19 protein-coding genes are annotated in these 23771 nt (G+C 72.4%); 6 read left to right on the top strand and 13 right to left on the bottom strand.

The features are described 5' to 3' along the window. Positions 1-50: 50 nt before the first annotated feature. The 3 genes from ACFWZ2_RS02215 to ACFWZ2_RS02205 all read right to left on the bottom strand — a co-directional run bounded on the left by ACFWZ2_RS02215 (position 51) and on the right by ACFWZ2_RS02205 (position 2653). The gene (locus tag ACFWZ2_RS02215; RefSeq protein WP_384540498.1) at positions 51-1004 is read right to left on the bottom strand and encodes a 2OG-Fe(II) oxygenase family protein; all 954 of its coding nucleotides are present in this window, start codon (positions 1002-1004) and stop codon (positions 51-53) included. A 61-nt stretch (positions 1005-1065) separates the two neighbouring features. Beyond that, positions 1066-1938: a CmcJ/NvfI family oxidoreductase gene (locus ACFWZ2_RS02210; RefSeq protein ID WP_384540495.1), complete on the bottom strand. Its 873-nt coding sequence runs from the start codon at positions 1936-1938 to the stop codon at positions 1066-1068. A gap of 4 nt (positions 1939-1942) precedes the next feature. Further along, positions 1943-2653 (bottom strand): CmcI family methyltransferase, encoded by a 711-nt coding sequence (locus tag ACFWZ2_RS02205; RefSeq protein WP_384540493.1) that lies wholly within the window; start codon positions 2651-2653, stop codon positions 1943-1945. Positions 2654-2869: 216 nt separating this feature from the next. On the opposite strand from ACFWZ2_RS02205, the gene ACFWZ2_RS02200 reads away from it, so the two are divergent. The 5 genes from ACFWZ2_RS02200 to ACFWZ2_RS02180 all read left to right on the top strand — a co-directional run bounded on the left by ACFWZ2_RS02200 (position 2870) and on the right by ACFWZ2_RS02180 (position 8719). Further along, the gene (locus ACFWZ2_RS02200) at positions 2870-4090 is read left to right on the top strand and encodes an aminotransferase class V-fold PLP-dependent enzyme (RefSeq protein ID WP_384540489.1); all 1221 of its coding nucleotides are present in this window, start codon (positions 2870-2872) and stop codon (positions 4088-4090) included. Next, complete coding sequence (locus ACFWZ2_RS02195; protein ID WP_384540486.1) at positions 4090-5025, top strand: 2OG-Fe(II) oxygenase family protein; 936 nt, start codon at positions 4090-4092, stop codon at positions 5023-5025. Before ACFWZ2_RS02200 ends, ACFWZ2_RS02195 begins: the two co-directional genes overlap by 1 nt. A gap of 108 nt (positions 5026-5133) precedes the next feature. Then, on the top strand, positions 5134-6672 hold the full coding sequence (locus ACFWZ2_RS02190; RefSeq protein WP_384540483.1) for an aldehyde dehydrogenase family protein: 1539 nt from the start codon (positions 5134-5136) through the stop codon (positions 6670-6672). 263 nt (positions 6673-6935) lie between these two features. Further along, positions 6936-7922, top strand: a complete 987-nt coding sequence (locus ACFWZ2_RS02185) for an ABC transporter ATP-binding protein (RefSeq protein WP_384540480.1) — start codon at positions 6936-6938, stop codon at positions 7920-7922. Next, entirely contained in the window at positions 7919-8719 is an 801-nt protein-coding gene (locus ACFWZ2_RS02180; protein ID WP_384540477.1) for an ABC transporter permease, read from the top strand. Before ACFWZ2_RS02185 ends, ACFWZ2_RS02180 begins: the two co-directional genes overlap by 4 nt. Before the next feature lie 41 nt (positions 8720-8760). Here the strand turns inward: ACFWZ2_RS02180 and ACFWZ2_RS02175 are convergent, their stop codons facing one another. From ACFWZ2_RS02175 to ACFWZ2_RS02140, 8 genes are read right to left on the bottom strand one after another with little or no spacing between them, the layout of a single operon-like run. Further along, positions 8761-9906, bottom strand: coding sequence for an FAD-dependent monooxygenase (locus ACFWZ2_RS02175; RefSeq protein WP_384540474.1), 1146 nt, complete (start codon positions 9904-9906; stop codon positions 8761-8763). Then, positions 9903-11129 carry an FAD-dependent monooxygenase gene (locus ACFWZ2_RS02170; protein WP_384540471.1) on the bottom strand — a complete coding sequence of 409 codons (1227 nt, stop codon included), beginning with the start codon at positions 11127-11129 and terminating at the stop codon, positions 9903-9905. The genes ACFWZ2_RS02175 and ACFWZ2_RS02170 overlap by 4 nt, the downstream gene beginning before the upstream one ends. Next, positions 11126-12049, bottom strand: a complete 924-nt coding sequence (locus tag ACFWZ2_RS02165; RefSeq protein WP_384540468.1) for a thiopeptide-type bacteriocin biosynthesis protein — start codon at positions 12047-12049, stop codon at positions 11126-11128. The genes ACFWZ2_RS02170 and ACFWZ2_RS02165 overlap by 4 nt, the downstream gene beginning before the upstream one ends. A gap of 15 nt (positions 12050-12064) precedes the next feature. After that, positions 12065-13609: a hypothetical protein gene (locus ACFWZ2_RS02160; RefSeq protein ID WP_384540466.1), complete on the bottom strand. Its 1545-nt coding sequence runs from the start codon at positions 13607-13609 to the stop codon at positions 12065-12067. After that, the gene (locus tag ACFWZ2_RS02155; protein ID WP_384540464.1) at positions 13606-15543 is read right to left on the bottom strand and encodes a TOMM precursor leader peptide-binding protein; all 1938 of its coding nucleotides are present in this window, start codon (positions 15541-15543) and stop codon (positions 13606-13608) included. The genes ACFWZ2_RS02160 and ACFWZ2_RS02155 overlap by 4 nt, the downstream gene beginning before the upstream one ends. Continuing rightward, complete coding sequence (locus ACFWZ2_RS02150) at positions 15533-17320, bottom strand: hypothetical protein (protein ID WP_384540461.1); 1788 nt, start codon at positions 17318-17320, stop codon at positions 15533-15535. Before ACFWZ2_RS02150 ends, ACFWZ2_RS02155 begins: the two co-directional genes overlap by 11 nt. Next, positions 17317-19935 (bottom strand): hypothetical protein, encoded by a 2619-nt coding sequence (locus ACFWZ2_RS02145; protein ID WP_384540458.1) that lies wholly within the window; start codon positions 19933-19935, stop codon positions 17317-17319. The genes ACFWZ2_RS02150 and ACFWZ2_RS02145 overlap by 4 nt, the downstream gene beginning before the upstream one ends. Further along, positions 19932-21056: a hypothetical protein gene (locus ACFWZ2_RS02140; RefSeq protein WP_384540456.1), complete on the bottom strand. Its 1125-nt coding sequence runs from the start codon at positions 21054-21056 to the stop codon at positions 19932-19934. Before ACFWZ2_RS02140 ends, ACFWZ2_RS02145 begins: the two co-directional genes overlap by 4 nt. Before the next feature lie 224 nt (positions 21057-21280). Here ACFWZ2_RS02140 and ACFWZ2_RS02135 point away from each other — a divergent pair, with 224 nt between their 5' ends. Beyond that, entirely contained in the window at positions 21281-21871 is a 591-nt protein-coding gene (locus ACFWZ2_RS02135; RefSeq protein ID WP_384540453.1) for a hypothetical protein, read from the top strand. Positions 21872-22008: 137 nt separating this feature from the next. On the opposite strand, the gene ACFWZ2_RS02130 is transcribed toward ACFWZ2_RS02135, so the two are convergent. Next, entirely contained in the window at positions 22009-22185 is a 177-nt protein-coding gene (locus ACFWZ2_RS02130; RefSeq protein WP_384540450.1) for a thiazolylpeptide-type bacteriocin, read from the bottom strand. Positions 22186-22318: 133 nt separating this feature from the next. Next, positions 22319-23749, bottom strand: coding sequence for a SagB family peptide dehydrogenase (locus tag ACFWZ2_RS02125; protein ID WP_384540447.1), 1431 nt, complete (start codon positions 23747-23749; stop codon positions 22319-22321). Between the last annotated feature and the right edge of the window lie 22 nt (positions 23750-23771).

The following is a 23771-nucleotide window of genomic DNA, read 5'->3' as shown; positions in this document are numbered from 1 at the left end:
ACGTCCGACACGTGCATCAGCGGGACCGGTGGCCGTGGGCCGCGGTCGGTTCAGCGCTGCCCGCCCTGTGACTCCTGGACCGAATGCATGGTCACGTAGTTGGTTCCGATCCACTCCCCGAACGTCGCGGTCTCGGCGTCCAGGCTGACGTCGAGTCCGTACTCCCTGGCCTTGGGCACCGAGAAGGTGAAGTCGGTCGAGGGGCGCAGGAAGAAGACGCTCGACGTGCGGTCGCTGCCCGCCCGCAGCCCCGCGCCGGGGGAGCGGACGTGGTGCTTGGGGGCGGGCACCGCACCCTGCGTGGCCAGCGGCGCGATGGCGCCGCACAGCACGATCACCGCGTCCGGCACGACGGGCAGGCTCACCATCTCCCCGCCGATCTCGGCCTGCAGGCTCACGAAGCCGTTGGCGCACGGCGTCTGGTGGATGAACGTCATGATGGACAGGTCGTAGTGCGGGGCCATCCGGCGCGGCTCCTGCTCGGCGGCGCGGTCCTCGGGGACCTCGGGGAAGTACCGCAGCCGCAGCACGGGATCGCAGTCGAGGAGGGTGTCCATGTCACCGGCGTCATAGGTGCCGGTCGACTCGAGGATCAGCCGCGCGGTCTCCTGCGCCGAGGCGTAGAGACGGTCGAAGTAGTCCGTCCACACCGTCTCGAACCGCTGCGAGGGGAAGAGGTTGTCCGAGATCCCCATCGAGAACGACATCGAATAGTCCGTGTACGTCCCGGTGTTCGTCACCTGGGCCGTGCTCTCCGCCCCCAGGGCGGAGTATCCGCGGCGCATGGTCGGGACCTTCGTGGTCACCGCCTGCTTCTCCTCGGGAGTGCCGTGCGTGAAGAAGTCCGTCGCCGTGTCCGTGGCGAGCCGGTGGTCGCTCTCCGACACCCCGGAATCGGTGAGATAGAAGACTCCCATCTCCGTCACGCACGCGCGGAACTGCTCCTGGTCGATGCCTTTTTTCAATGCGGCGAGGCTGAAGATAGGTACCGTCGTGTCCGCCATGCTCACCTGCTCCTTCGCGACGTGCTGGCACGGATGTGGTCCTCGGCTGCCGGGTCTGCGATCAGCCGTAGAAGAGTAGAGCGCGCATTTCGAGGGACGTTCGCAAATGCCCGGTGCTCGGCCCGTTCTCGTCGAGGAACGCCGTGTGCGGGCAGAGCCAGGCCACGTCGAGCAGATCGCTCCGGTCGGCGTCGCCGGTGAGGAGCGCCAGGTCCCGGCTCGCACTGTCATGGCATTTGAAAAGTATCGCTTCGTCGGGTGTCAGCGAATCCCAGTAGTGCCAACGGTGGTTGGGATTGTGCTTCACGGAATAGCTCTCGCGGTCCTTGAGCCACTCGGGAAAGTCGAGCCGGGTCGCCACCAGATCGGCCGCGAGATCGAGCGAACGGTAGTCGCACACGGCGAGCGGGAAATTGCGGACCGGCTCGACGAGGGGCCGCCATACGTTGATGATCTGGAACCTGCTGAATTCCCGTTCCCGGTCGCCGTGGCCGGCGGCGCGGTCGCGGGCGCTCCTCGGCGTCTGGTCGACGTGCACGCGCATGTGCGGGGACTGATAGGGAGAACCGGCACAGACGGCCGCGTCCTTGCTCCGCAGCGTGGTGTCGAAGAACCGCACCGTGTCGGCACCGGTGCGGGCGCGCAGCAGCTCGGCGGTCTCCTGCTGATAGCGCTCGATCGCCGAGGGCGAACTCTCCGCGAGGGCCCGGTGGTCCACGCCGGTGGGGGCGGCGACCTTCTCGAAGCCCATGGTGTCGAGGGTCGGCCCGACCGCCGCCCCGCGCAGATCGGTGACGGTCATCTCCTGGGCGACCAGGCGGAAGTTGAGGACCACCTCGGGCGGATTGGACAGCGCGTCGATGCACCAGTCGTCGTCCGCCTCCGCCGTGGCGAGCGGCGCGCCGTAGTGCAACTGCGTCGATACGGACGGCATGCCGCTACTCCTTCATGTCCGCCCGGCGGAAGACCCCGCGGTCCAGCTGGGAGCTGGCGTTGGCGTACACCATGTCCATGCTCAGCACATCGCGGAAGGCGGCGAGGTACTCGGCGAGATGCTTGGGGCTGTACCGGTCCCAGTACGGAATCATGTCCTCGATGATGAAGTAGTCGCCCTGTTCGAGGAGATGGTCGACCGCCCACTTCATGATGTTGAACGTATTGCTGTGCGCGTCGTCGATGAAGACCAGCGGGTGGGCCGCGCCGCGCAGGGGTTCAAAGGTCGCAAGGTCCGAGCAGTCGGCCTCGTACAGGGAAATGTTCGACTTCTCGGAGTCGGGGATCTGGCACCGGGAAAGGTCCTTGTCGATCCCGATGACCTGGCAGTCGATCCCCATGAGTTTCGTCAGATCACGGAACCAGACGAGGGAACCACCGCCGTACACGCCGAGCTCGACGATCGTCCGCGGCCGCAATTCACACAGCAGATCGTGCAGGGCCGCCTGCGTGTCCGGGTCCTTGAGCATCCGGAGCCCCCGCCACTGATAGCGGGAGAAATCCGAGAAACCGAGATCACGCGGTGCGTCGGTCCACCGGTCCAGCGGCCAGTCGCGCGGCCGGTCCGTCAGAACGGGAGGCTGATAGGCGGGGTCTTCTCCCAGGCCCCGGAATGTATTCAAATCCAGGAAATTTTCACGAGAGTAGTCGCTCATTACGCTCTCCCTTGAGTTCATGACTGGCTCGTCATTGTGCATCCTGCCCGGCACACCTCTTGGGGTCCTCTTCCGGCTCTCTCGGGCTTCTCTTCGCAGAGCCAAACGACAGGAAAGCACCTCTTCGAGATGGCGCGACGGCTGCTACTGTCCTGCACGTCGACCGAATGCTGACGGCCCCCCCCTTTCTTTTTCTGAATTCCGGGAGATCACGACATGGTCGTAGCCGACTGGGATGACGCCCGCGGCCACATGCTCCTCGACCCCACCGTCGTCAACCTCAACACCGGCTCGGGCGGGCCGCTGCCGCGCGGCACCTTCGAACGCGTCACCGACCTGCGGGCCCATCTCGCCGCGGCGCCGATGGACTTCCTGCTGCGCGAGGTGCCCGCGCTGCTGTGGAAGGCACGCGAGCGCCTGGCCGGCTTCCTCGGCGGCGACCCGCACCGGCTGGCCCTCGCCACCAATGTGACCGGGGCCGTCAACCTGGTCGCGGCCGCCCTGGAAACGGCCGCACCGGGCGAGATCCTGCTGACCGACCACGAGTACACGCCGATGCGCTGGTGCTGGGAGCGGGCCGCCCGGCGCGGGGGCCACGAGCTGACGACGTTCCGGCTGCCGGACCTGCCCACGGACCCCGGCGAGATCGTGGCGGCCGCCGTCGCCGCGATGACCCCGCGCACCCGGGTCCTCTTCTTCAGTCACGTCGTCTCGTCGACCGGACTCGTGCTGCCCGCACGGGAGTTGTGCGAAGAGGCGCGTCGGCGCGGCATCGTGACCGTGATCGACGGCGCCCACGCACCCGGCTTCATCGACCTGGACCTGTCCGGCATCCCCTGCGACTTCTACGCGGGCAGCGGCCACAAATGGCTCCTGGCCCCGACCGGCGTCGGCTTTCTGCACATCGGCCCCGGACAGCTGGAACGCCTCGAACCGACGCAGGTCAGCTGGGCCTACCAGCCCCCGGCGGACGGCGGCCCGCCGGACGAACGCGACCGCTACGGCAGCACCACGCGGCTGCGCAGGCTCGAATGCGAGGGGACGCGGGACCTCTGCCCCTGGCTCGCGACACCGGAGTCGATCGACTTCCAGGCGGAGCTCGGATTCGACCGGATCCGCGCCCGCAGACGGGAGTTGGCGCACCACGCGCGCCGCCGCCTGACCGGACTCGGCCTCGCCCCCGCCACGCCCGAACCGGCCGCCCTGTCCGGCGGGATGGTGGCCTTCCATCTGCCAGGGGGGACCCGGACCGACGCGCTCGACCAGGAACTCTGGGAGCGTTTCCGTATCGAGGTGGCCGTGGCGGGCGGCCCGGAGCGGCCCCTGGTGCGGGTCTCCATGAACTTCTACAACACCGAGGCGGAGATCGACCGCCTCACGGACGCGCTGCGAGAGCTGTTGCCGACCACCGGTTTCGAGAGGAGTAGTGAGTGTTGATGGACACGACGGTGCCGACGTTCAGTCTGACCGAGCTTCAGGAGGGCCTGCGCCAGGACGAGTTCCGCAGCTGCCTCGCCGACCTCGGCGTCTTCTATCTGACGGACTCCGTCCTTTCGGAGGCCGACCAGAAGTCCGCGAAGGACGTCGCGGTGGACTTCTTCGAGCACGGCACCGACGAGGAGAAGCGGGCCGTCACCTCGACGGTGCCCACCATCCGGCGCGGGTTCACGGGCCTGGAGTCGGAGAGCACGGCACAGATCACCAACACCGGTACGTACTCCGACTATTCGATGTGCTACTCGATGGGGACCTCGGACAACGTGTTCCCCACGGCGGACTTCGAGCGCATCTGGACGCACTACTTCGACCGGATGTACGAGGCGACCAGGGACGTGGCCCGGCAGGTCCTGCGCGCCACCGGCACCGAACCGGCGGGCGGCACCGAGGCGTTCATCGACTGCGAACCCCTGCTGCGGTTCCGCTACTTCCCCGAGGTCCCCGAGGACCGCAGCGCCGAGGAGCAGCCCCTGCGGATGGCGCCGCACTACGACCTGTCGACGGTGACGATCATCCAGCAGACGCCCTGCGCGAACGGCTTCGTCAGCCTGCAGTGCGAGGTCGGCGGGACCTTCGTGGACCTGCCCGCGAGGCCGGACGCGGTCCTGGTCTTCTGCGGCGCCATCGCCACCCTGGTGACCGGCGGCCAGGTGAAGGCCCCCCGGCACCACGTCGCGGCGCCGGGCCGTGACCAGATCGCGGGCAGCAGCCGCACCTCCAGCGTCTTCTTCCTGCGCCCCGACGCGGACTTCACGTTCTCCGTGCCGCTGGCCAAGGAGTGTGGATTCGACATCAGCCTGGAGGGCGAGACCGCCACCTTCCAGGACTGGATCGGCGGCAACTACGTGAACATCCGCAGGAAGTCCGAGGCATAGCGGGCCCGGCGGCCGACCAGACTCAGAGGGCGACCAGATCAACCGGCCGGCCGTATCCACCGGCCGGCCGGGCACAGGGGCCGAGCAGTCACGGAGAGTGCAATCACCATGAGTACAGCAGCAGTCAGCACCACCGACGGCATACGCGCCACGGCGGAGTCCGCCCTGACGCGCTGCGGGGTCGACCTCGCCGCGTTCAAGGGCGATGCCGTCACCGCCCGTACGCCGATCACCGGCGCCGCCCTGTTCGGGCTGCGCGCGGACACCCCGCAGGACGTCGACCGGGCCGTCGACACCGCGCGGGCCGCGTTCCACACCTGGCGGACCACCCCGGCACCGGTGCGGGGCGCGCTGGTCAAACGGCTCGGCGAACTGCTCACCGAGCACAAGCAGGACCTCGCCGACCTGGTCACCGTCGAGGCGGGCAAGATCCGCTCCGAGGCGCTCGGCGAGGTGCAGGAGATGATCGACATCTGCGACTTCGCCGTCGGCCTCTCCCGCCAGCTCTACGGCCGCACCATGCCCTCCGAACGTCCGGGCCACCGGCTGATGGAGACCTGGCACCCGCTGGGCGTGGCCGGAGTGATCACCGCCTTCAACTTCCCCGTCGCCGTCTGGGCGTGGAACACCGCGGTCGCCCTCGTCTGCGGCGACACCGTGCTCTGGAAGCCGTCCGAGCTCACCCCGCTCACCGCCCTCGCCTGCTCGGCGCTGCTCGACCGCGCCGCCGCCGACAGCGGCGCACCGGCCGGACTCAACCAGGTCGTCCTCGGCGCGGCCGACGTCGGCGAACGGCTCGTCGACTCGCCGCAGGTCGCCCTGATCAGCGCCACGGGATCGACCCGTATGGGCCGCGAGGTGGGCCCGCGCGTGGCCGCGCGGTTCGGCCGCAGCATCCTGGAGCTCGGCGGGAACAACGCCGCGGTCGTCACCGCCTCCGCCGACCTCGAACTCACCGTCAACGCGGCCGTGTTCGCCGCGTCGGGCACGGCGGGCCAGCGGTGCACGACGCTGCGCCGCCTCATCGTGCACGAGGACATCGCCGACACCGTCGTCGAGCGGCTCGTCCGCGCCTACGGCCGACTCCCCGTCGGCGACCCGTTCCAGGACGGCACCCTGGTCGGCCCGCTCGTCAACGAAGCCGCCCACACCGCGATGCGCGCCTCCCTCGAACGCGCCGAGGCGGAGGGCGGCACGCTGTGCGCGGGCGGCGAACGACAGCTGACCGACGCGGCACCCGGCGCCTACTACGTGCGGCCCGCCATCGTCCGGATGCCCGCGCAGACCGCCGTCGTACGGGAGGAGACCTTCGCACCGATCCTGTACGTCCTCACCTACCGCGACCTCGACGAGGCGATCGCGCTGCACAACGACGTGCCGCAGGGCCTCTCGTCCGGGATCTTCACCGCCGATCAGGCAGAGGCCGAGCGCTTCCTGGCCGCCGACGGCGCGGACTGCGGCATCGTCAACGTCAACATCGGCACCTCGGGCGCGGAGATCGGCGGCGCGTTCGGCGGCGAGAAGGAGACCGGCGGCGGCCGCGAGTCCGGCTCCGACGCCTGGCGGGCCTATATGCGCAGGGCGACCAACACCGTGAACTACTCGGGGCAGGTGGCACTCGCGCAGGGCGTGGACTTCTCGGCCTGAGCGCTCCGCGGGGAGGGGGAGGGGAGTGCGTCATCCGCGGGCCGGTGGGGCCTGGTCGCGCGGTTCCCCGCGCCCCTGCGGGGCACGATCCCGCGGCCGTGGCGGGCTGACATGTGTCCCCGCTTTCATGACGGAGGTCATCGCCCGCCCCGACCGGCCCCGGAACACGGCCGGGCCGCCCTAACGTCGTGCGTGCCTCGCGGTCCCCGCGAGGCACCCGACGTCGCGGGGAGCGCGGCGGTGAGGATCATGGGGCGAGCTCGGTGACAGCGGTGACGGCGGAGCGCCTGCGGAAGAGTTACGGACAGCAGGAGGTGCTGCGCGGCGTCGACTTCACGGTCGCCGAGGGGGAGATCTTCGCCCTCCTCGGGCCGAACGGCGCGGGCAAGACGACCACACTGGAGATCCTGGAGGGTTTCCGCGCACGGGACGGCGGCCGGGTCGAAGTGCTCGGCCTGGACCCCTCGGAGCGCAAGGACAGCCGCCTGCTGCGCGAGCGGATCGGCCTGGTCCTTCAGGACATCGCGGTGGAGCCCTACCTCACCGTGCGCGAGACCCTGGAGCGCAATGCCGGCTACTACCCGGCGCCCCGGCCCGTCGGCGAAGTGATCGAACTGGTCGGCCTCGAAGAGAAGCGGACCGCCCGCGTCAAGGACCTCTCCGGCGGCCAGAAGCGCCGCCTCGACCTCGCCCTCGGCGTCATCGGGGACCCCCGCCTGCTGTTCCTCGACGAACCCACCACGGGCTTCGACCCCAGCGCCCGGCGCGGCGCCTGGGACGTCGTGCGCAATCTGCGCGACACCGGCACCACCGTCGTCCTGACCACCCACTACATGGACGAGGTGCAGGCGCTCGCCGACTCCGTGGCGGTGATCGCGGGCGGCAGGATCGTCGACTCGGGCACGCCCGCGACGCTGGGGGGACGCGACAGCGCGTACACCCGCATCCGCTTCCTGCCGCCCGACGGATGCGCGCCCGGCGACATTCCCTGGCGTACGGCGTCCCGCGACGAGGCGGGCCTCGTGACCGTCGAGGTGCGGGCCGACGAGACGACCGCCGCCCTGCACCGGATCACCGGCTGGGCCCTGGGCCTGGGCGCGGAGCTGCAAGGTCTTACCGTCGAGCGCCCCTCGCTCGAAGACATCTATCTCGGCCTGACGCGCTCGTACGAGGAACACGGGACGGCCGCGCGACAGGACGGCACGACCGGCCGCACCCCGGCCACGACCCCCACCCGGAGCACGTCATGACGTCCCACCCCACCACGGCCCTCGCACACGGGCGGCGCGAGCGTCCCGTACTGCGGCTGATGCTGCATCAGATCCGATACGAGCAGCTGTCGTTCTGGCGCAACCCGCAGGCGATGATCTTCACGTTCCTGCTGCCCGTCGTCGTGGTGGTGATCTTCGGGGCGGTGTTCGGGGCCGACGACGACCAGGACTTCTTCTTCGGCCTGAGCGGCATGCAGTACTACACGCCGACCATCGCCGCGGTCTCCGTACTCGGCGCCTGCTACGCCCAGTTGGCGATCGTCCTCTCGCAGCGCCGCCAGTCCGGCATGCTCAAGCGGCTGCACGCGACGCCGCTGCCCGCCGCGGTCTACTTCACGGGCCTGCTGGTGCACTGCGTCCTCGTCAGCCTCATCGACGTGGTGCTCGTCATCGGGGTCGGCTCGCTCTACGGGGTCGAACTGCCCGCGCACTGGACCGCGATCATCCTGACCCTGCTGCTCGGGGCCGCCGCGTTCTGCGCCCTGGGCGCCGGGGTCGCCTCGCTCATCAAGAACGCGGAAGCGGCCCCGGCCGTCGTGCAGTTCATCCAGTTCCCGCTGGTCTTCGTGTCCGGCAGCTACTTCCCCATCCACGCGGACACGCTCAACACCATCGCGGGCCTGCTGCCGGTCAAGCCGTTCAACGACGCCATGCTCGCGTCCTTCGCGCACGACGGCGGCATCCAGTGGAAGGACCTCGGGGTGCTCGCCGCCTGGGGGCTGATCGGCGCCGTGGTCGCCGTGCGGCGCTTCCGCTGGGACCCGCGGCCCGAATAGCCCCCGGGCGCAACGGCTGACGGCCCACCGGGGGACGGCCGTCAGCCGTACAGCCACTCCAGATGACCGAGATCGCGATGCCCGCCCAGCAGGGCGTCGCGACGGCGCTGGAGCGGCCCGTCCGCGAAGTGGAACATGGTGGCCCTGATCCGCGACTGCCGGTGCACCTCGGCGGTGCGGGCGATGCGCTGCTTCTCGTACTGGCGCAGCGCGCTCGGCAGATCCGCGCCGGACACGACGCAGTCGGCGAGCGCGAGCGCGTCCTCCAGGGCCTGCCCCGCGCCCTGCGACAGGTAGGGGAGCATGGGGTGGGCGGCGTCGCCCATGAGCGCGACCCGCCGGTCGCAGTACCGGTCCGCGAGGTCGCGGTCGAAGAGCCCCCAGCGCGTGACGTTCCCCGCCGCGGCGAGCACATGACGCACCTCGTCGTGCCAGCCGTCGAACTCCGCCATCAACTGCCCGGTGTCCACGGCACTGGTGCGCGGCGCCGCCCCGTCCGGGTCGGCGCACACCGCGCTGAAGTGGACCGTGCGTCCGGCGGCGACCGGATAGTAGGTGATGTGCCTGCCGGGCCCGAGCCAGAACATGACGCGCGGGTCGGCCGCGAAGGAGGGCACCGCGTCCGCCGCCACCAGACCCCGGTAGACCGAGTGCCCGGAGAAGCGGGGGGCGTCCCGCACCACGGCGGCGCGCAGCGCCGAGTGGACGCCGTCGGCACCGATCACCACGTCGGCCGTGGCCGTCTCCCCGTCGGCGAGCCGCAGTTCGACATGGTCCTCGTGCTGGACGACACCGTGCACCGCACGGCCCAGGTGCAGGGCGCCGGGCGGCAGCAGCTCCACGAGACAGGACTGCAGATCGGCCCGGTGGATCAGGTAGTACGGGGCCCGGAAACGCTCCTCGCAGGCCTGGCCGTGGGGAACGCGCGACAGCAGGGAGCTGTCGTCCCAGCGCCGCGTCTCGATCGCCCGCGCCGCGATGCCGCGCCGCCGCACCAGGTGCTCGGCGCCCAACTCGTGCAGGACGCGCGCCCCGTTGGGGGCGAGCTGGATGCCCGCGCCGACCGCGCCGAGCGCCGCCGACTTCTCGTACAGATCGCAGCGCACGCCCCGGCGCCGCAGCAGGATGGCCAGGGCGAGACCGGAGACCCCGGCGCCGACCACGGCGACGCGCGTCTGCCCGCTCATGCGCTGTTCCTCTTCATCGTCGTGCTCATTTCGCTGTGCTTCGTCAGATCGGGTGCGGCCCTGTGCCCGTACAGCCAGGCCCGCTGCCGCAGCCCGGCCAGGCCCGAGGACTGGCGCAGGGCCAGGTCGCGTTCCTGGCGGCGCGGGCCGTCGGGCAGGTGCATGCTTGCGGAGTGGCCGCGCGCGCCGTGCTGGATGGCGGCGGTGCGGGAGCCGCGCGCGGCCTGGTAGGCGGCGAGCGCGGCGGGGATGCCGGACCGGTCCGTGGCGGCCAGGCGGCAGGCCAGGTCGACGGCGTCCTCGACGGCCTGGTTCGCGCCCTGCGCGAGGAACGGCAGCATCGGGTGGGCGGCGTCGCCGAGCACCGTGACGCGCCCGGCCGACCAGACGGGCAGCGCCTCCCGGTCGTACAGCGCCCATCGGCGTACGGAACGGGCCGCGTGGATCACGTCGTGGATCAGCCCGCGCCAGCCCGCGAAGTCCGCCGCGAGGTCCGCGGGGCTGCCCTCGGCCGACCAGGACTCGACGGGGGCGTCGTGCTGCGGGGCGATCGCCGCGAAACTGATCAGCCTGCCGCCGCGGACCGGATAGCACACGAAGTGCCGCCCGGGACCGAGCCACATGCGGATCAGGGGCTCGCGCGCCGCGGCGGGCAGCTCGTCGACCGGGACGAGGCCGCGGTAGACGCCGAGACCGGAGAAGACCGGGGCGTCGGCGACGAGCGTGCGCCGCACCACGGAGTGGATCCCGTCGGCACCGACCACCAGGTCCGCGTGCCGGGTGGAGCCGTCGCCGAAGTCGAGGCGGACCGATTCCCCCTCGGGCTGCACGCTCTGCAGCGTCCGCCCGAGGTCGAGCGGACCGGGCCCCACAGTGTCCAGCAGCGCGCTCTGCAGGTCGGCGCGGTGAACGGCGTAGTAGGGAGCGGCGAACAGCTTTTCGCAGGCCTGCCCCAGCGGTGTCCGGGCCAGGGGCTCGCCCGCCCAACTACGGGTCTCCATCGCCTCGATGGCCACCGCGCTCTCCTGGAGGCGTTCGCCCAGGCCCAGTTCACGAAGGGGCCGTACGGCGTTCGGCGCGAGCTGTACGCCCGCTCCCACCTCGGTGAGATGCCGTGTCTGCTCGAAGACGCGGCAGGGTACGCCCCGTTCGCGCAGGGCGGCCGCGAGGGTGAGGCCGCCGATTCCGGCGCCGATCACGGCGATCCGCGGGCTCGCGCTCATCGCCCGGCTCCGGCGCTCCCCGTGGCGGGGAAGTGGTGGGCGAGCCAGGCGTAGGTGCGCAGCTCGTCGAAGAGGCTGCGGCCGAGCCGGTTGTGCAGCATGTGCACGTGCGAGAAGACGATCTGCGCGGGATGCACCGCCGTGGTCCGGCGTATCTCGCCGACGAGGTCGCCGAGTGCCGCGTGCCAGGAGGCGAAGGGCCCGTGCCGTCCGGGATCGGTCGCCGTGGCGCCGCCGGTCCCTGCCACGGAGCAGAGCCGGTCGAGCTGTTCGGGCGTGCAGCCGAAGCCCGCGGCCCAGGCACGCCACGCCACCACGCTGTTCGCGTAGTACGCCGCCTGCTCCTCGGGACCGCCGAGCGCCGCTGCCGCGGACATCGTGGCGCGCAGCGCCAGGGCGGAGCGGGCGCCCGCCGACGTGATGTGGGGGAGCAGCGCGATGACCAGCTCGCTGGAGAGCTGGAACAGCTCCTCGGTGCGGGGCATCAGGGCCGCGCCGCCGTAGCGCTCCGTCTCGGGCTCGTACGTGGCGGGGTGCACGCCGGGCGGACGCAGGTCCTGGACATGCCGGTCCACTCCGCTCTCGTTCGCCGCGAACCGCGTCGCGTCGGCCCGGTAGTCGCTCTCGCCCAGCGGTTCCTCACCGGCCCGCAGCCGCCCGGCCGCCGCGAGACGCCGCGTCAGTTCGGCCTCGACGCGGGGCAGTTCCGCCGCGTCGAGGTCCGCGAGCCGCAGCCGTACGTGCGGACCGCCCTGCCAGTAGCGGATGAAGAACCAGGGCCGGCCGCCCGCCACCGGGCCGACGGCCTCGGCCACGACCCGGTCGACGACGGACTGGGAGTTCGAGGCCACATGCAGATGGAAGGACGTCCAACGGGAGTGGCCGACGGGGACCGCCGCGGACGGCGCCGGAAGGGTCATGCTGATGTTCCTCGCTCACAGTCTGATGTCCAGCAGCGCCCCGGTGGCGTGGCGCGGAGTGCCGACCACGGCCGCCAGGGTGATCATTTCGTCCTCTTCGAGGTCGAGGAGGCCTTGCACCGGGATCTCGTTGAAGGCGCGCACGGGCCTGGCGAACATGCCGAAGGCGGCGGCCGACAGCGAGAGGCCGTGCAGCGCCCAGCCGCAGGCGTACTGCAGCGCGCTCCAGCCCGCGGGCCCGAACCGGTCGACGACCTGCCGGGGGCGCGCGGTCAGGAACCACAGGCCGGAGGCGTGCCGGATGTCGCACCCGGCGTCCGGACCCAGCGGATACCCGTACTCGCGCTCCAGGGACGCCGCGACCGATGGATCACGGCGGTGCAGCTCGGCCCGCCCGGCACGGATCCGGTAGATCCCGTCGTCGTGACCGTCGACGGCCTGCACGACGGCGGTGACGCGGACCGCGTCGAACGCCGCCCGGGCCGTCGCGCCGGGCGGCGGCACGCTCAGCCAGTCGACCGCGTCCCGCAGCGCATCGGCGGGCGTCCTGCGCAGCCGTCCGTTCATGCCGAGGAGTCCGCGCGGCATGCGGCCCGAGTTCCGCTGCCACATGAGGTCGGCCCAGGACGGTGTCCTGGCCGACGGGCGGGCCCCGGGGGCGATGCCGGTGCCCAGGCGCGCGGGGGGATCGGGGAAGAGCTGGCTGCGGTTGAGGCGTACGAGGTCGGTGAGGGACGCGTCCGCGCGGGCCGGGCCCCCGGTGCCGGGCGGTGGTGCGGCGGGCGGGGCGTCCCGGCGTACGTCCGTGTCGAGGTCGATGACCAACGGGAGCGACCATTGCGCTGTCTCGCCGAGGCCCAGCTCGGCGAGGAGCGCGGGGGATCCCGCGTCCGGCAGCCGCAGTCGGGCCTCGATCCCGAAGAGTTCGAGGGCGATCGCCAACGACCGCAGCACGAAGCCGAGTTCGATGCTGACCAGCGAGCCGCGGAACCACTTGTAGCCCCGGGGGATGCGCGTGTACCGGCCGGTCAGGATGATCCGCCGCCCCTCGCGCGGGGTGCTCGGCGGGTCGAGGTCGACGAGGGCGTGCGTCTGCGGGGAGACGAGCTGTCGGCGCCCGTCGCGCTCCAGGAACGCCTGCACGGGATACAGGCACCGCGGCGACGCATAGCCGCGGTGCGGGTTGTAGGCGTTGTCGGGGTCGACCCACTGGGCGCCGAGCGCGGCGACCAGTGCGTGCCCGAGCGGGTCGAACTCCGCTGAGGTGTCGGCGAGTTGCTGCCGGACGGGTCGGCCGTCGGGGTACCGGGCCGCCGTCAGGAGTTCCGTGGTGCCGAAGGGCAGCGGCGTGCGCGCGCCGCGGCGGACCGCGTCGGGCGCGGGCGGATGGGTGTGCTCCGTCATCGGCGGCTCGACCGTCCAGGTCCACGGCGGGACCGGCGGCTGATCGTCCCCGGCGGCGAACGCGTACCAGAGGGGCTCGCGTTCGATGTTGTTGTCGCCGTGCGGCGCCGGCAGGTCGACCGGGGCGCGCCGCGCGGGAAGCGGGGCGCGCGTCACGGGAACGGGTGGGGGTCGTAGGGGGCACGCCGGGACGCCTGCGGGGTGCCCGCGAGAGCCGCGGTGAGCCGCGGCAGGTTCGTCAGACGCTGCTGGGCGTGGCCGAAGCACATCGGCAGGATGCCGGGGACGACCGCCTTGGCGACCGAGATCCCGGCGTCCCGGTGCTCGCGCGTGCTCTGGTCGACCAGCACGATCCGGTCGAGGCCCGCCGCCGCGTACAGGCCGCGGACGTGGTCGAGCGCGCCCTTGACGTGGCCGCCCGCCGCCCGGCGCAGCGTGTCCGGCCAGCCGGGGAAGGCCTCGGCGAGGGTGACGCGCGGCCCGCCGAGGGCCGCGGTGGCCCGCTCCAGGTTCTGCGGCAGTGTGTACAGCCGCAGATGGTGTTCGAGTTCTTCAAGGAGCCACGGGTCGTCGGCCATCGGCTCGACGTCCGCCCGCTCCCACTCGGCGTTGTTGGTGACCAGCTGCGCGACCTCGCGCAGCGCGCCGCGCACGGCGGTGTCCGGGTCGGCGCCCGAGCCTCCCGACGAGTACGTGGCGGGGAACGGGTTCTCCCGGTTGACCACCAGGACCCACACGATGGGCAGCGCGATGTCCTGCGTCGCCACCAGCACATGGACGTCGAAGCCGCGGGCGCGGACGAGGTCCACGAGCGCCCGGCTCTCGGCGTCGGCGAGGGAGTCGGGGTCGACGGACGGCAGGGGCCGCGCCCGGTGCCAGGCGAGCAGGAACGCGTCGCGCTCCGCCAGTTCGAGCAGCGAGTGCAGGGCGGCCTCTTCGAGGCTCGCGCCCGCCGCGCAGCCGCTGGAGGAGTCGTGGAAGAACTTGCGGAACCGGCCGGGTCCCGCGGACTTGTCCGCGCGGGCCCGGTGCCGGTTGAGCCGGTACCGGTACTCGTACTGGAAGAAGCCGATCTCCGCGGGGACGAGCAGCGGAGCCCCCGTGTCCAGGTCGTGCCCCCACACCCAGTCCATGGCGGTGCTCGCCGAGAACGGCTCGACCTTGCAGCTGGGATGGGCGAGTTGCTCCTCGGTGAGCAGCCCGAACGAGGCCGGGTCGAGCGCGTGCCCGCGCACCTGCTCGGCGGACCTGTCCATGAGGACCGGGGCCTCGAAGGGGAAACCGCCGAGCCGCTCGTACGCCTCGATGATCGCGACCGGCTCGGTCTCCGCGAACGTCCTCGCGCGCCCGTGCCCCATGGCGGGGGCGTCGAGCTCCAGGGCCATGCTCATCGCGAACGGCACCGCCGACTCCCGCATGATGGTCTGGACGGGCCCGAAACGGGCGTCGACCAGTGAGCGGCGCAGCGCGCCGGGTGCCACAAGCGCGGCGCCGTCCGTGCCGCGCGTGGGATCGCGCGGCGACGCGGGCAGCGGCCGCAGGTCGAGCGGCTCGGGCCGCCACAGGTCGTCGGGCTCCCGCCGCTCCGGCGCACAGACGGGACAGTGGAAACTGCGCGCGATCCGGTGGCGCCGGGTTCCTTCACCGCCCACCGCGTACAACTGCCCGGGCTCCAGCGGACGTTCGGCCAGGTGGGCCGCCGCCGCGTCCAGGAGTTCGGGCAGCAGGGGGTGCTCGGCTCCCGGCCGGGTCCGCGGCCGTGCCACGAACTCGACCAGCGGGTGTTCGAGGCTCGTGCGCTCGCGGACCTCGGCGCACCCCGCGCACCCGGAGTCGGTCCCGGGCGTCCAGCGCGGACCGATGAGGACCTCGTCGTCATACAGGCGTACGGAGATCAGCCCGCGGCCCTCGGCGGCGCTGTGCCGCCACCGCTGCCGCTCCCAGGCGAGCTCCCAGCCCCGGTTGACCGCGATGTCGCAGTCCGTGGCGCGGGCGAGGTCCGTGAGTCCCACGGGCAGGGCCAGGGGAGGCCCGTCGGTGAGGGCGGGGCTGAGCAGCAGGGCGATGTCGGTGTCGATGTCAGTGCTCATGGTTCTCCTTGGCCGCCGACGGACGCGCGGAACCGGCCCGAACCGGTCCGTGCCAGAAGGGGAGTTCACCCAGGACGGGGTCCTGGCGCAGGGGCCGTCCCTCGTAGCCGATGCGGTGGGCGTGTGCGTGCGCGGTGACCTGGGCGTGCAGCGCGGTGAGAGCGTCCGCGTCGGCCAGGAGGAGCGCGTTCGTGCACAGCGCGGCGACCGGGCTCTCGCCGTCGGCGCCGGGGACCTGCGCCCTGGCGATGGCGGTGCTGACGCCGTCGCGCACCGCGCCGTCGGCGTCCGGCGCCCAGGCGGCACCGAGAAGCGCGCCCGTGGCGGTGTCCGTCACCGTGCTCAAGTACCAGGAGATGCCCGGCACGTGGAGCAGGCGTGGATGGTGGGATGCGGGCAGCAGCCCGTCGAGTATCGCGCGCAGGCGCGACGTCTCGGGCCGCAGTACGTCGTCGGCCGCGAGGTCCGACTCCGTGGCCAGGTCGACGAGGATCCGCAACGCGCCGTCGAGGAGCCACTGTTGCTCACCGATACCGGCGGCGGGCATCTCGTCGACCGCGTCGTGCGCCGTCGGGCACGACCCCCGCAGCGCTTCCAGGGCCGCCGCGAGGGTGGCCGCCTGCTGATGCGGGGCCCAGACCGTGATCGGTCCCATGTCCCGCTCCACGGCGGTCAGTTCGCGCAGGGACAGCGGCATCTGCGGCAGCTGATCCTCGCGCGGGGTGCGCTCGAAGAGGCCCGTCCAGCGCCGCGTGAGGACTCCGGCGGCTTCGACGGCGTCGTCGAGTTCGGGGGGCGGGGGCGTGGCGGCTCCGGGCTCGACGAGGCGTACGAGACCCAATTCCGGTGCGGAATCCGCCCGTGCGACCGAGACGCGGTCGCTCCGCAGTTCGGCGCCGTGGACGACGTGCGCCGTGCCGTCGTCGTCGAGACCGGCGAGGACGTCGAAGGCCAGCTGCGCGGCGAGCGCCCCGGCCAGCGCGTCGGCGACGGGCCGTGCGGCAGGACCCGCCTGGGCCGACCCGGCCCAGGAGTGCGCCCGGTCGAACAGCGCCGAGCAGGCGTCGGGCCCGCACCGGCGCGCACCGGACCCGATCGCGGGACCGACCAGCAGCACCTGATCGTCGAGGCGCACCGGAAGCACGACGGTCCCGGTGCGGGACGCCTCGGCAGCGAGGTCCCGCAGCCGCGCCGCATGCTCCGCGCGGTCCCCGGGCGCCGCACACCAGATGACGACGTCCATGTCACCGGCTCCCACCACGGCCTCGACCGTGGCGTCGGCAGCCGTCCCGTCGGCGCCCGGGGCGACCACGCGCCCCACACCGGCCCGCGTGAGGCCGCGCAGCGCGGGCCGCAGCGCCGCATCGGGCCCGAGCACGGCCACGCCCCCGGACCGCACCCGCGCGAAGGCGGCGTACGGATCGGGGTGCACCGACTCCAGGTGGGCGAGCTGCCCCGCGTACCGCTCGCGCACCGCGTCGCCCGGCGCGGGCACCGTCCACCGCGCGGGGTCGAGGAGCATGCCGTGGGCGCGCAGTCCGTCGACCATGCGGCGCACCACGGGCCTGGCCCGCTCGGAGCCCAGGGCCGACACCAGTGCGTCCTCGCTGGTGCCGTCCTCGAGGAGGGGCACGCAGACGTCGGCGACCTGGAAGAGCCGGTCCCAGCCGCGCAGCGTGAACTGCGCGCGGGCGCCGCTGAAGTAGACGCCGTCCGGCAAGGGCGCACAGTGCAGGTACGGCTTGGCACGGAGCGGCGAGTCCGCCGTGAGCGTCATGATCCGAAATCCCCCTCGTAGTGGAAGAGCCCGCCGGGGCTCCGGCCGATCTCCACCACCCATTCGTATGCGTGCGTGCCGTCCACGACCGCGGGCAGCGCTTCTTCCAGGTAGTTCACGGCGCGCTCGTCCGTCGTCCTGCGGTCCAGCATCCGGGGCAGCACACGGGTGCCGAGCGCGCTGGTCAGGTCGACGTACTGCGGCTTGAACTGGTGGCGGCGCGGCAGCATGTCGGCGGGGTCGAGCGTGCGCGGCGACACCTGCTCGAAGGCGGTCTTGACGACGACCTCCTCCGGTACGCCGTGCCGGCCGCGCCACTCGGTGAGGGCCGTCAACCGCTCGTGCTCCGCGCCCGGTTCGAGGGCGGCCGTCAGCTCCGCCCCGCCGTACCAGCGGCGCCGGGCGAGCACCACGTCGCCGACGGAGATGCGGGGCGCCGTGCGGGTGGTGCGTGCGTCCCACGGCAGCGAGCGGTGCCACCCGTCGAGCAGGTCGTTGTTCAGGCGCCCGCCGGTGGCCAGGCACGAGGCCAGGGACAGTGGCGGGGGGAACAGGCCGGGGTGCCCGGTGCCGAGCGGCAGGATGCGCAGGGGCGTGCCGTCGGCGTCCTCCACGCGGAGCTGGTCCGTGTCCGTGTCGTGCGCGAGGCTCAGCGAGAACCAGTCGTCGGGGTGCAGGCCGTGCGGCAGGATCCGCGGGTGGGCGTTGACGTTCAGACGGTGCAGGCCGAGGTCCTCGACGACCCGGCTGCCGTCCCAGCCGTACCGGTCGGTGAGCCGCTCGGCGAGGCGGGCGACCGCGTCCCCGCCCAGGCGCCGGTCGGCGTCCAGGAAGCGGGCGTAGAGCATGCCGTGGCCGGGCAGCCCGTCGTTGAGGACGACCCGTCCTGCGCCCGCGGACTGCACGAGGACGCCGTAGCTCAGCGGGTCCCGCCGCAGCCGCTCGGGCAGTGCGCGCGTCAGCTCCCGCGCCTCGTCGACGGGCAGTCGTACGTCGGGGTGCCCGTCGGCGGCCGCGATGTGCCGCTGGGTGGCGTCGATGATCGTGCGGCGCAGGGCGTGCAGCCGCTCCAGGCTGCCGTCGGCGGGGCCGAGACCGGTCAACGCCGTGGCGTCGCCGTCGAGATACACCTCGCCCATGACGGCGGCGCGCCGCGACACCTCCTGGACGAGGGCCTCGGCGTGCTCGGCCAGGGGCACCCGGGCGCCCGCGCCGAACCGGTCGACGAACGCGGCCGTCGTGATCACCCGGACGTCGTGCAGCCAGTCGAAGACGGACAGCAACTCCACGACGGGGCCGAGGTCTTCGAGCGGTTGCCGCCAGTCGTCCGCGGCCACCCGCGCGGGGGAGAGGACGAAGTCCTCCTCGACGGTGACCTTGGCGGGCCGCCGGGCGATCCGGCTGACCTCCGCGAAGTCGTCGCGCAGGGCGGCCAGTTCGGCGCCGCGCGCCGCGGCGGGCGCGGCACCGAGCCGGGGCAGCCGGTCCCGCACGTCGTCGAGGGCGTCACCGGCCGCGGGGGCCGAGCGTTCGAGGAGCCCCGCGAGGTCGGCGGCGCCGTCCTCCGCCTCGTCGTAGGTGCACAGCATGCCCTGGCGCACCGCGCCGACGACGGCCTTCGCGGCGTCCTCGGGGGTGCGGCCGGTGCGTGCCGCGAGGTCGCCGATGACGGAGCGGACCGGGCGCGGGCCCATGACGGTGGCGTCCACGAGGGCACGGACGGTGCCTTTGACCGGGGCGGCAAGACGCTGGAACCCCGTCTCGGTCGGCTTGAGGAAGAACAGCCTGCCGTCCGGCTCCAGCGCGGAGGTCGGGGAGAGCCCCACCCACGCGTCGAGGATCCCGGCGCCGACGGGCGGACGCAGCCCGCCGAGGACGTACCCCAGCATGACCCGGTCGAGCCCGGTGAAGGACGTGGCAGGGGTGTAGTGGGGGTCCTCGGGGGACGCGCCCGCCGGGTCGGGCACCGCGATGCCGACCGCGGTGAAGCGGGCCAGCGGACTGGTGCGGACCATGGCGCGCGTCACGTACTGCACCAGGCCGCGCTCCGACTTGCGGGCCCGCGCCGTCAGCGGCTTGCCCGCGGCCGTCGCGGAGCGGTAGCGCAGGGACTCCTGGTAGACCTCGGGGGAGACCAGGGCCAGGGACCGGGCGAGCTCCTCGTCGCCGAGCAGCCCCGCGAGCGTCCCGCGCTCCCGGTCGGCCGCCGCCGTGTACGCCCCGGCCACCTCGGTCCGCAGCGCGGCGCGGTGCTCACGCGCGGCGTCCCACTGGGCGACGGCCGGGGTGGCGGCGTCCCAAGGGGCCTTGGGCGTGCGGTCGTTGTGGATGGCGCGGCGCAGCGCGACGAGCCGGCGCCTGCTCTCCTCGTCGGCGGCCGCGCCGATCGCGGCGTAGAGCTCGTCGGAGCAGCGCAGCGCGGCCTCGCGCACGGCGCGTTCCGCGTCGGCGAGTTGCCCGAGGAGCCCGCGCAGTGTGCCGTCGCTGAGCCGGGCGCGTTCCAGCGGGTTGATCCGCAGGACCCACAGGGGCCCTGCGGTGTGCCGCTCGGCGGACGGGGCGAGGAGCGCACCCGTGGCGGTCCCGGTCGGCCGGAGTGCGGACGGCGTGCTCATACGAACTCCCCACGGGCCATGCGGGCCTGACCGTCCGCCAGGCGCTGCTGCCAGGTCTCGCCGAGCACGTCGTCGACCGTCTCGGCCAGGGCGTAGCACATGTAGTAGCGCTGCATCGGCGGCACGGTCAGGAGCGGCAGCTGCTCGTAGAAGAGATTGATCAGCATGCGGTACGAGGCGAACCACGGCGTGGGCGTGTCGATGACGCCCGACGCCACCACCGCGCGGTGGAAGTCCGAGTCGGGGTGCGCGCCCTGGGGGACGTCCCGGACCGCTCCGGGCGGTCCCATGCGGGTGTTGTCGACGGACGCGGTGACGGAGTCCAGCATCGGCACGGTGAGCCTGCCGTCCCTGACCGCGCCGTCCAGGGCGCCGGTGGCGTACGCGAACGCGGTGCGCCAGGACCCGGCGAGCGCGCCGACGCGACCGGAGAGCCGCTCCTCGACGACCTTGCGCATCTGGGGCGCGTCCTTTTCGAGGCGGGCGGCGAAGGCCGGGCGCACGTCCTTGGTGGGGGCGGCCCAGGAGAGGAACGCCTCGGCGTGCGAGCGGAAGGAGTACACGCCGTGCGCGAGCCCGAGGAAGTACGAGTCGGCGAGCGCGGCGAACGCCTCGGCGAGCCGCACGGTCGCCTCGCCCGGCCGCTGCGCAAGGGCTTCGACCGTGTCGAGGAGCGGTACGCACAGGGCGCTGTTGACGACCTCGATCTCCCGCAGATCGCGCAGGAGTTCATCGCGGGGCAGCACGTCGGCGGCGCCCAGATACTCCACCGTGCCGTGCTCGCGCAGCGGCAGATAGGGCGGGGCGACGTTCTCCAGACGCCCGAACTCCCGTGCCTGGGCGAGGTACTGCTCCTCGGAGAGCGCCCCCGCCGCGCCCTGCGGACCCGCGTCGAACTGCTCGGCGAGCCGGTCCCACAGCGGGGACCTGCCCATGCCGCCGTGCGCCAGGAGATCGACATGCGGGCCGTGCAGCCACCCGCGGCGCAGCCGCACGACGGCGCCGTCCTGAGCGCGTACGGCTCGGGCCATCGGGATCACGGATCGCGAGAGCCACGGCAGTGTCACGGGGTTCCTCGTGAAGAACCGCAGACCTGCCACGTCGGCCATTTCAGCCCTCATGCTCACACATCTTTCGAAAATCGAGGACGGGTCCAAATGGGACGGAGACTTGTCCCGAATTATTGGCAGCCGGGCACACCGATGACAATGTCGGCGGGCGGTATTCCTGACATGTGTCACGGACGGCGTGACATCGGTGGGGATGGCTGCGCGGGTCCACGCTCCGGTAGGCTCGCGAAATGATGCAAGAAGCTGGAAACCCGCGGCCGCGCCGAGGCGGGCTCATGATCGGCGTACTCATTCTTACCGTATTCGCGACGCTGTGGGCCGCGGTCGGAATTTCTGGGATTCAAGGCGGCCCCGCCCTGGTGACGGGCGCCGCGGTACTCGCCGCGGGTGTCACCGCCGCCGTCGTCGTGCTTTCCCGTCGTTCCGTACGTCAGGCCGGGGCGCGGCCCGTTGCGTACGAAGAGCAGGCGGAAGAGCAGGCGGCGGACCCGGAACCGCATGCAGGACCGGAATCGGCGGGCGGCCGGGGCGATGAAGGCGCGGGCAATTACCGGCGCTTCGGTCTCATCAATATCGCCCAGACGGTGGCGATCGTCGCGGCCGTCATGATTCTCGGCCGCCTCGGCGAGTGGATTCTCGTGCCGCCCGCCGTCTGTCTGATCGTGGGCCTGCATTTCCTGCCGCTCGCCGGGGTGTTCGGACAGCCGCCGTACCGCTGGGCGGGACTGCTCCTGGTGGCCGTCGCGGCCGCCGGGATCCTTGCCTTCGCCGTCGGCTCCGCCCCGGGCACCGTGCGCGCCCTGGTGGGCATCGGGGCGGCCCTCGTGCTGTGGGCGACGGCGCTGCGGGTGGCCCGCAGCCGCTGACCAGGGGGCTGTCCCCGACCCCTGGCCAGCAGTTCTGTCAGGACGGCACCCGCGGTGTCGTCACGACTGCGCCCGCCCAGGTGCGGACGGGCGGGCGCAGTCGTCCCGGCGCGCTGCCGGTCAGTGCGGTGACCTGGTCAGCAGGTGCAGGACGAGCAGGTCGAGGAGGAGGACGAGGTGCCGGAGTTGCCGCCGGACGCGCCCATCTCGGGCAGGGCGACGCCCTGCGAGACCTCGAGAACCTCGAGCTCGTCGATGTCGAAGCCCTCGAAGATCTGCTCGACGTCGCCCATGTTCATCGTGTCGATGCTCATTTCATTTCCTTTTCTCGATGTATACGGTGCGGCCGGTCGACCGCACCGCTCATGATTCCGAATTCTCCCGCGCATGGCCAGGGGTAAATGCCATTGCTTGACATTTGTCATGCCTGAAGGGAATTCGGAAGAATTAGTTCCCGTTCAGCCGGGAACCCGCCCAGGCGGCCCATTCCGCGTCGTTGACGTAATTCCAGCCCTGCGCCGCATCCCAGATGCCGGGATCCCCGCCCGGACGGCTGCCGATGATGAAGTCGCCGACGGACGACTCCCGCAGATAGTCGAGGCCGAGCACCCGCGCAGCGAGATCGGCGTTCCCGATCCCCAGCCCGCACGGGGCGAGCCGCATCGCCGCCGCGACCAGGTACATCGTCTGGTAGAGCACACCGGTGTGCCGCAGCGTCGTGGCGTACGCGATGCCGCTGTACTTCCACGACATGCGCTGGAACCGCGACGTCATGGTGATGAGCACGTCCGGGTCCGTGGCAAGGCCCGCCGAGAGGGCGGCGACGGTGAGCATCGCCTGCCGGTCCCCGGGGTCCGTGTTGACGAGGATCAGCCGGTGGCCCACGGGGTCGTAGTAGTAGATGCCGGGAGCCACCCCCTCGCACCGGCGGATCGTGAGGTACAGCTCAAGCTCGTACGCCGAACCGCCGTTGGGATAGGGCCGGCCGACGATCTCGCCGCCCGGCTGCTCACCGGGCGCGGGCTCGAAGTGCACCCGCACCCGGCCCGTCCGGTAGAGGAACTCGCCGAGCTGCTCCGCGGTCGGCGGGCTCTCGCCGTACTCCCGCAGGGACCTGCGCCCCTCGATCGCCGCCGTCAGGACCGGGTCGCGGGCGGCGATGTCCTCCAGGGACGGCCGGTGCAGGGGGACCACGGGGCCCTCCGGCACGGGCTTCACCGCGGGCTGCGGGTCGAGCTCTCCCAGATGGGGGAAGACGCCGCCCACCGGGGCGTCGTCGCGGCCCGTGCGGATCCGCGAGTGGAACAGGAGGTCGTGGAAGTCCCACTGCCGCAGCGTCGGATCGGCGTCCTCGCCGAAGCCCGCACCGGGCGCGCCCACCTCCACGAACCCCGCGCCGACCAGATGCCCGAGGAGCCCGGCGAGCTCGGCGACCGCGTCGGCCGAGAGCCGCTCGGCCCTCAACTGCCCGAGCGCGGACGGCGAACCGAGGGTGGTCACCAGTTCCCGGGCCTCGGCCGTGACCAGGAGCATGCGCACCTTGCACAGCGGGGACTCGAGGACCAGCGTGTCCGCGCGGGAGCGGCAGAAAGCGAAGCGGGAGAGCCGCAGCAGGCTGTCGGCCGGAAGCCCGGACAGCTCCGCGACCTCGTACGCGGCGTCGCGCGCGGTGTCCTCCACGCGCAAGACCTCACGTCCGCCGATGACGACGCCGCGCGCCAGGAGGTGTCCGATCCGGCCGAGGACCGCGTCGAACTGGGGCCGCTCGCCCGGGGCCAGGGCCCGCGTCACCTCGGCGAGCGGCACAGGCCCGGTGGCCAGGCGCCGCAGGGCGTCGCGCACCCCTTGGCGCACGCCGCGCAGGGTGAAGGTGCTCACGGGGCTCGCCAACGTGACCGAC

Origin of the sequence: Streptomyces sp. NPDC059002 (genome assembly GCF_042740435.1) — a bacterium.
In the GTDB taxonomy this organism is placed as follows: Bacteria; Actinomycetota; Actinomycetes; order Streptomycetales; family Streptomycetaceae; genus Streptomyces.
The sequence above is the reverse complement of the archived record's forward strand: the minus strand, read 5'-3'. Positions and strand labels throughout refer to the sequence as shown.

Bases quoted from the DNA above. Each gene is read 5' to 3' on its own strand.
- ACFWZ2_RS02215 (WP_384540498.1), bottom strand. From the start codon at position 1,004: ATGGCGGACACGACGGTACCTATCTTCAGCCTCGCCGCATTGAAAAAA.
- ACFWZ2_RS02210 (WP_384540495.1), bottom strand. From the start codon at position 1,938: ATGCCGTCCGTATCGACGCAGTTGCACTACGGCGCGCCGCTCGCCACG.
- ACFWZ2_RS02205 (WP_384540493.1), bottom strand. From the start codon at position 2,653: ATGAGCGACTACTCTCGTGAAAATTTCCTGGATTTGAATACATTCCGG.
- ACFWZ2_RS02200 (WP_384540489.1), top strand. From the start codon at position 2,870: ATGGTCGTAGCCGACTGGGATGACGCCCGCGGCCACATGCTCCTCGAC.
- ACFWZ2_RS02195 (WP_384540486.1), top strand. From the start codon at position 4,090: ATGGACACGACGGTGCCGACGTTCAGTCTGACCGAGCTTCAGGAGGGC.
- ACFWZ2_RS02190 (WP_384540483.1), top strand. From the start codon at position 5,134: ATGAGTACAGCAGCAGTCAGCACCACCGACGGCATACGCGCCACGGCG.
- ACFWZ2_RS02180 (WP_384540477.1), top strand. From the start codon at position 7,919: ATGACGTCCCACCCCACCACGGCCCTCGCACACGGGCGGCGCGAGCGT.
- ACFWZ2_RS02175 (WP_384540474.1), bottom strand. From the start codon at position 9,906: ATGAGCGGGCAGACGCGCGTCGCCGTGGTCGGCGCCGGGGTCTCCGGT.
- ACFWZ2_RS02170 (WP_384540471.1), bottom strand. From the start codon at position 11,129: ATGAGCGCGAGCCCGCGGATCGCCGTGATCGGCGCCGGAATCGGCGGC.
- ACFWZ2_RS02165 (WP_384540468.1), bottom strand. From the start codon at position 12,049: ATGACCCTTCCGGCGCCGTCCGCGGCGGTCCCCGTCGGCCACTCCCGT.
- ACFWZ2_RS02155 (WP_384540464.1), bottom strand. From the start codon at position 15,543: ATGAGCACTGACATCGACACCGACATCGCCCTGCTGCTCAGCCCCGCC.
- ACFWZ2_RS02150 (WP_384540461.1), bottom strand. From the start codon at position 17,320: ATGACGCTCACGGCGGACTCGCCGCTCCGTGCCAAGCCGTACCTGCAC.
- ACFWZ2_RS02145 (WP_384540458.1), bottom strand. From the start codon at position 19,935: ATGAGCACGCCGTCCGCACTCCGGCCGACCGGGACCGCCACGGGTGCG.
- ACFWZ2_RS02140 (WP_384540456.1), bottom strand. From the start codon at position 21,056: ATGAGGGCTGAAATGGCCGACGTGGCAGGTCTGCGGTTCTTCACGAGG.
- ACFWZ2_RS02135 (WP_384540453.1), top strand. From the start codon at position 21,281: ATGATCGGCGTACTCATTCTTACCGTATTCGCGACGCTGTGGGCCGCG.
- ACFWZ2_RS02130 (WP_384540450.1), bottom strand. From the start codon at position 22,185: ATGAGCATCGACACGATGAACATGGGCGACGTCGAGCAGATCTTCGAG.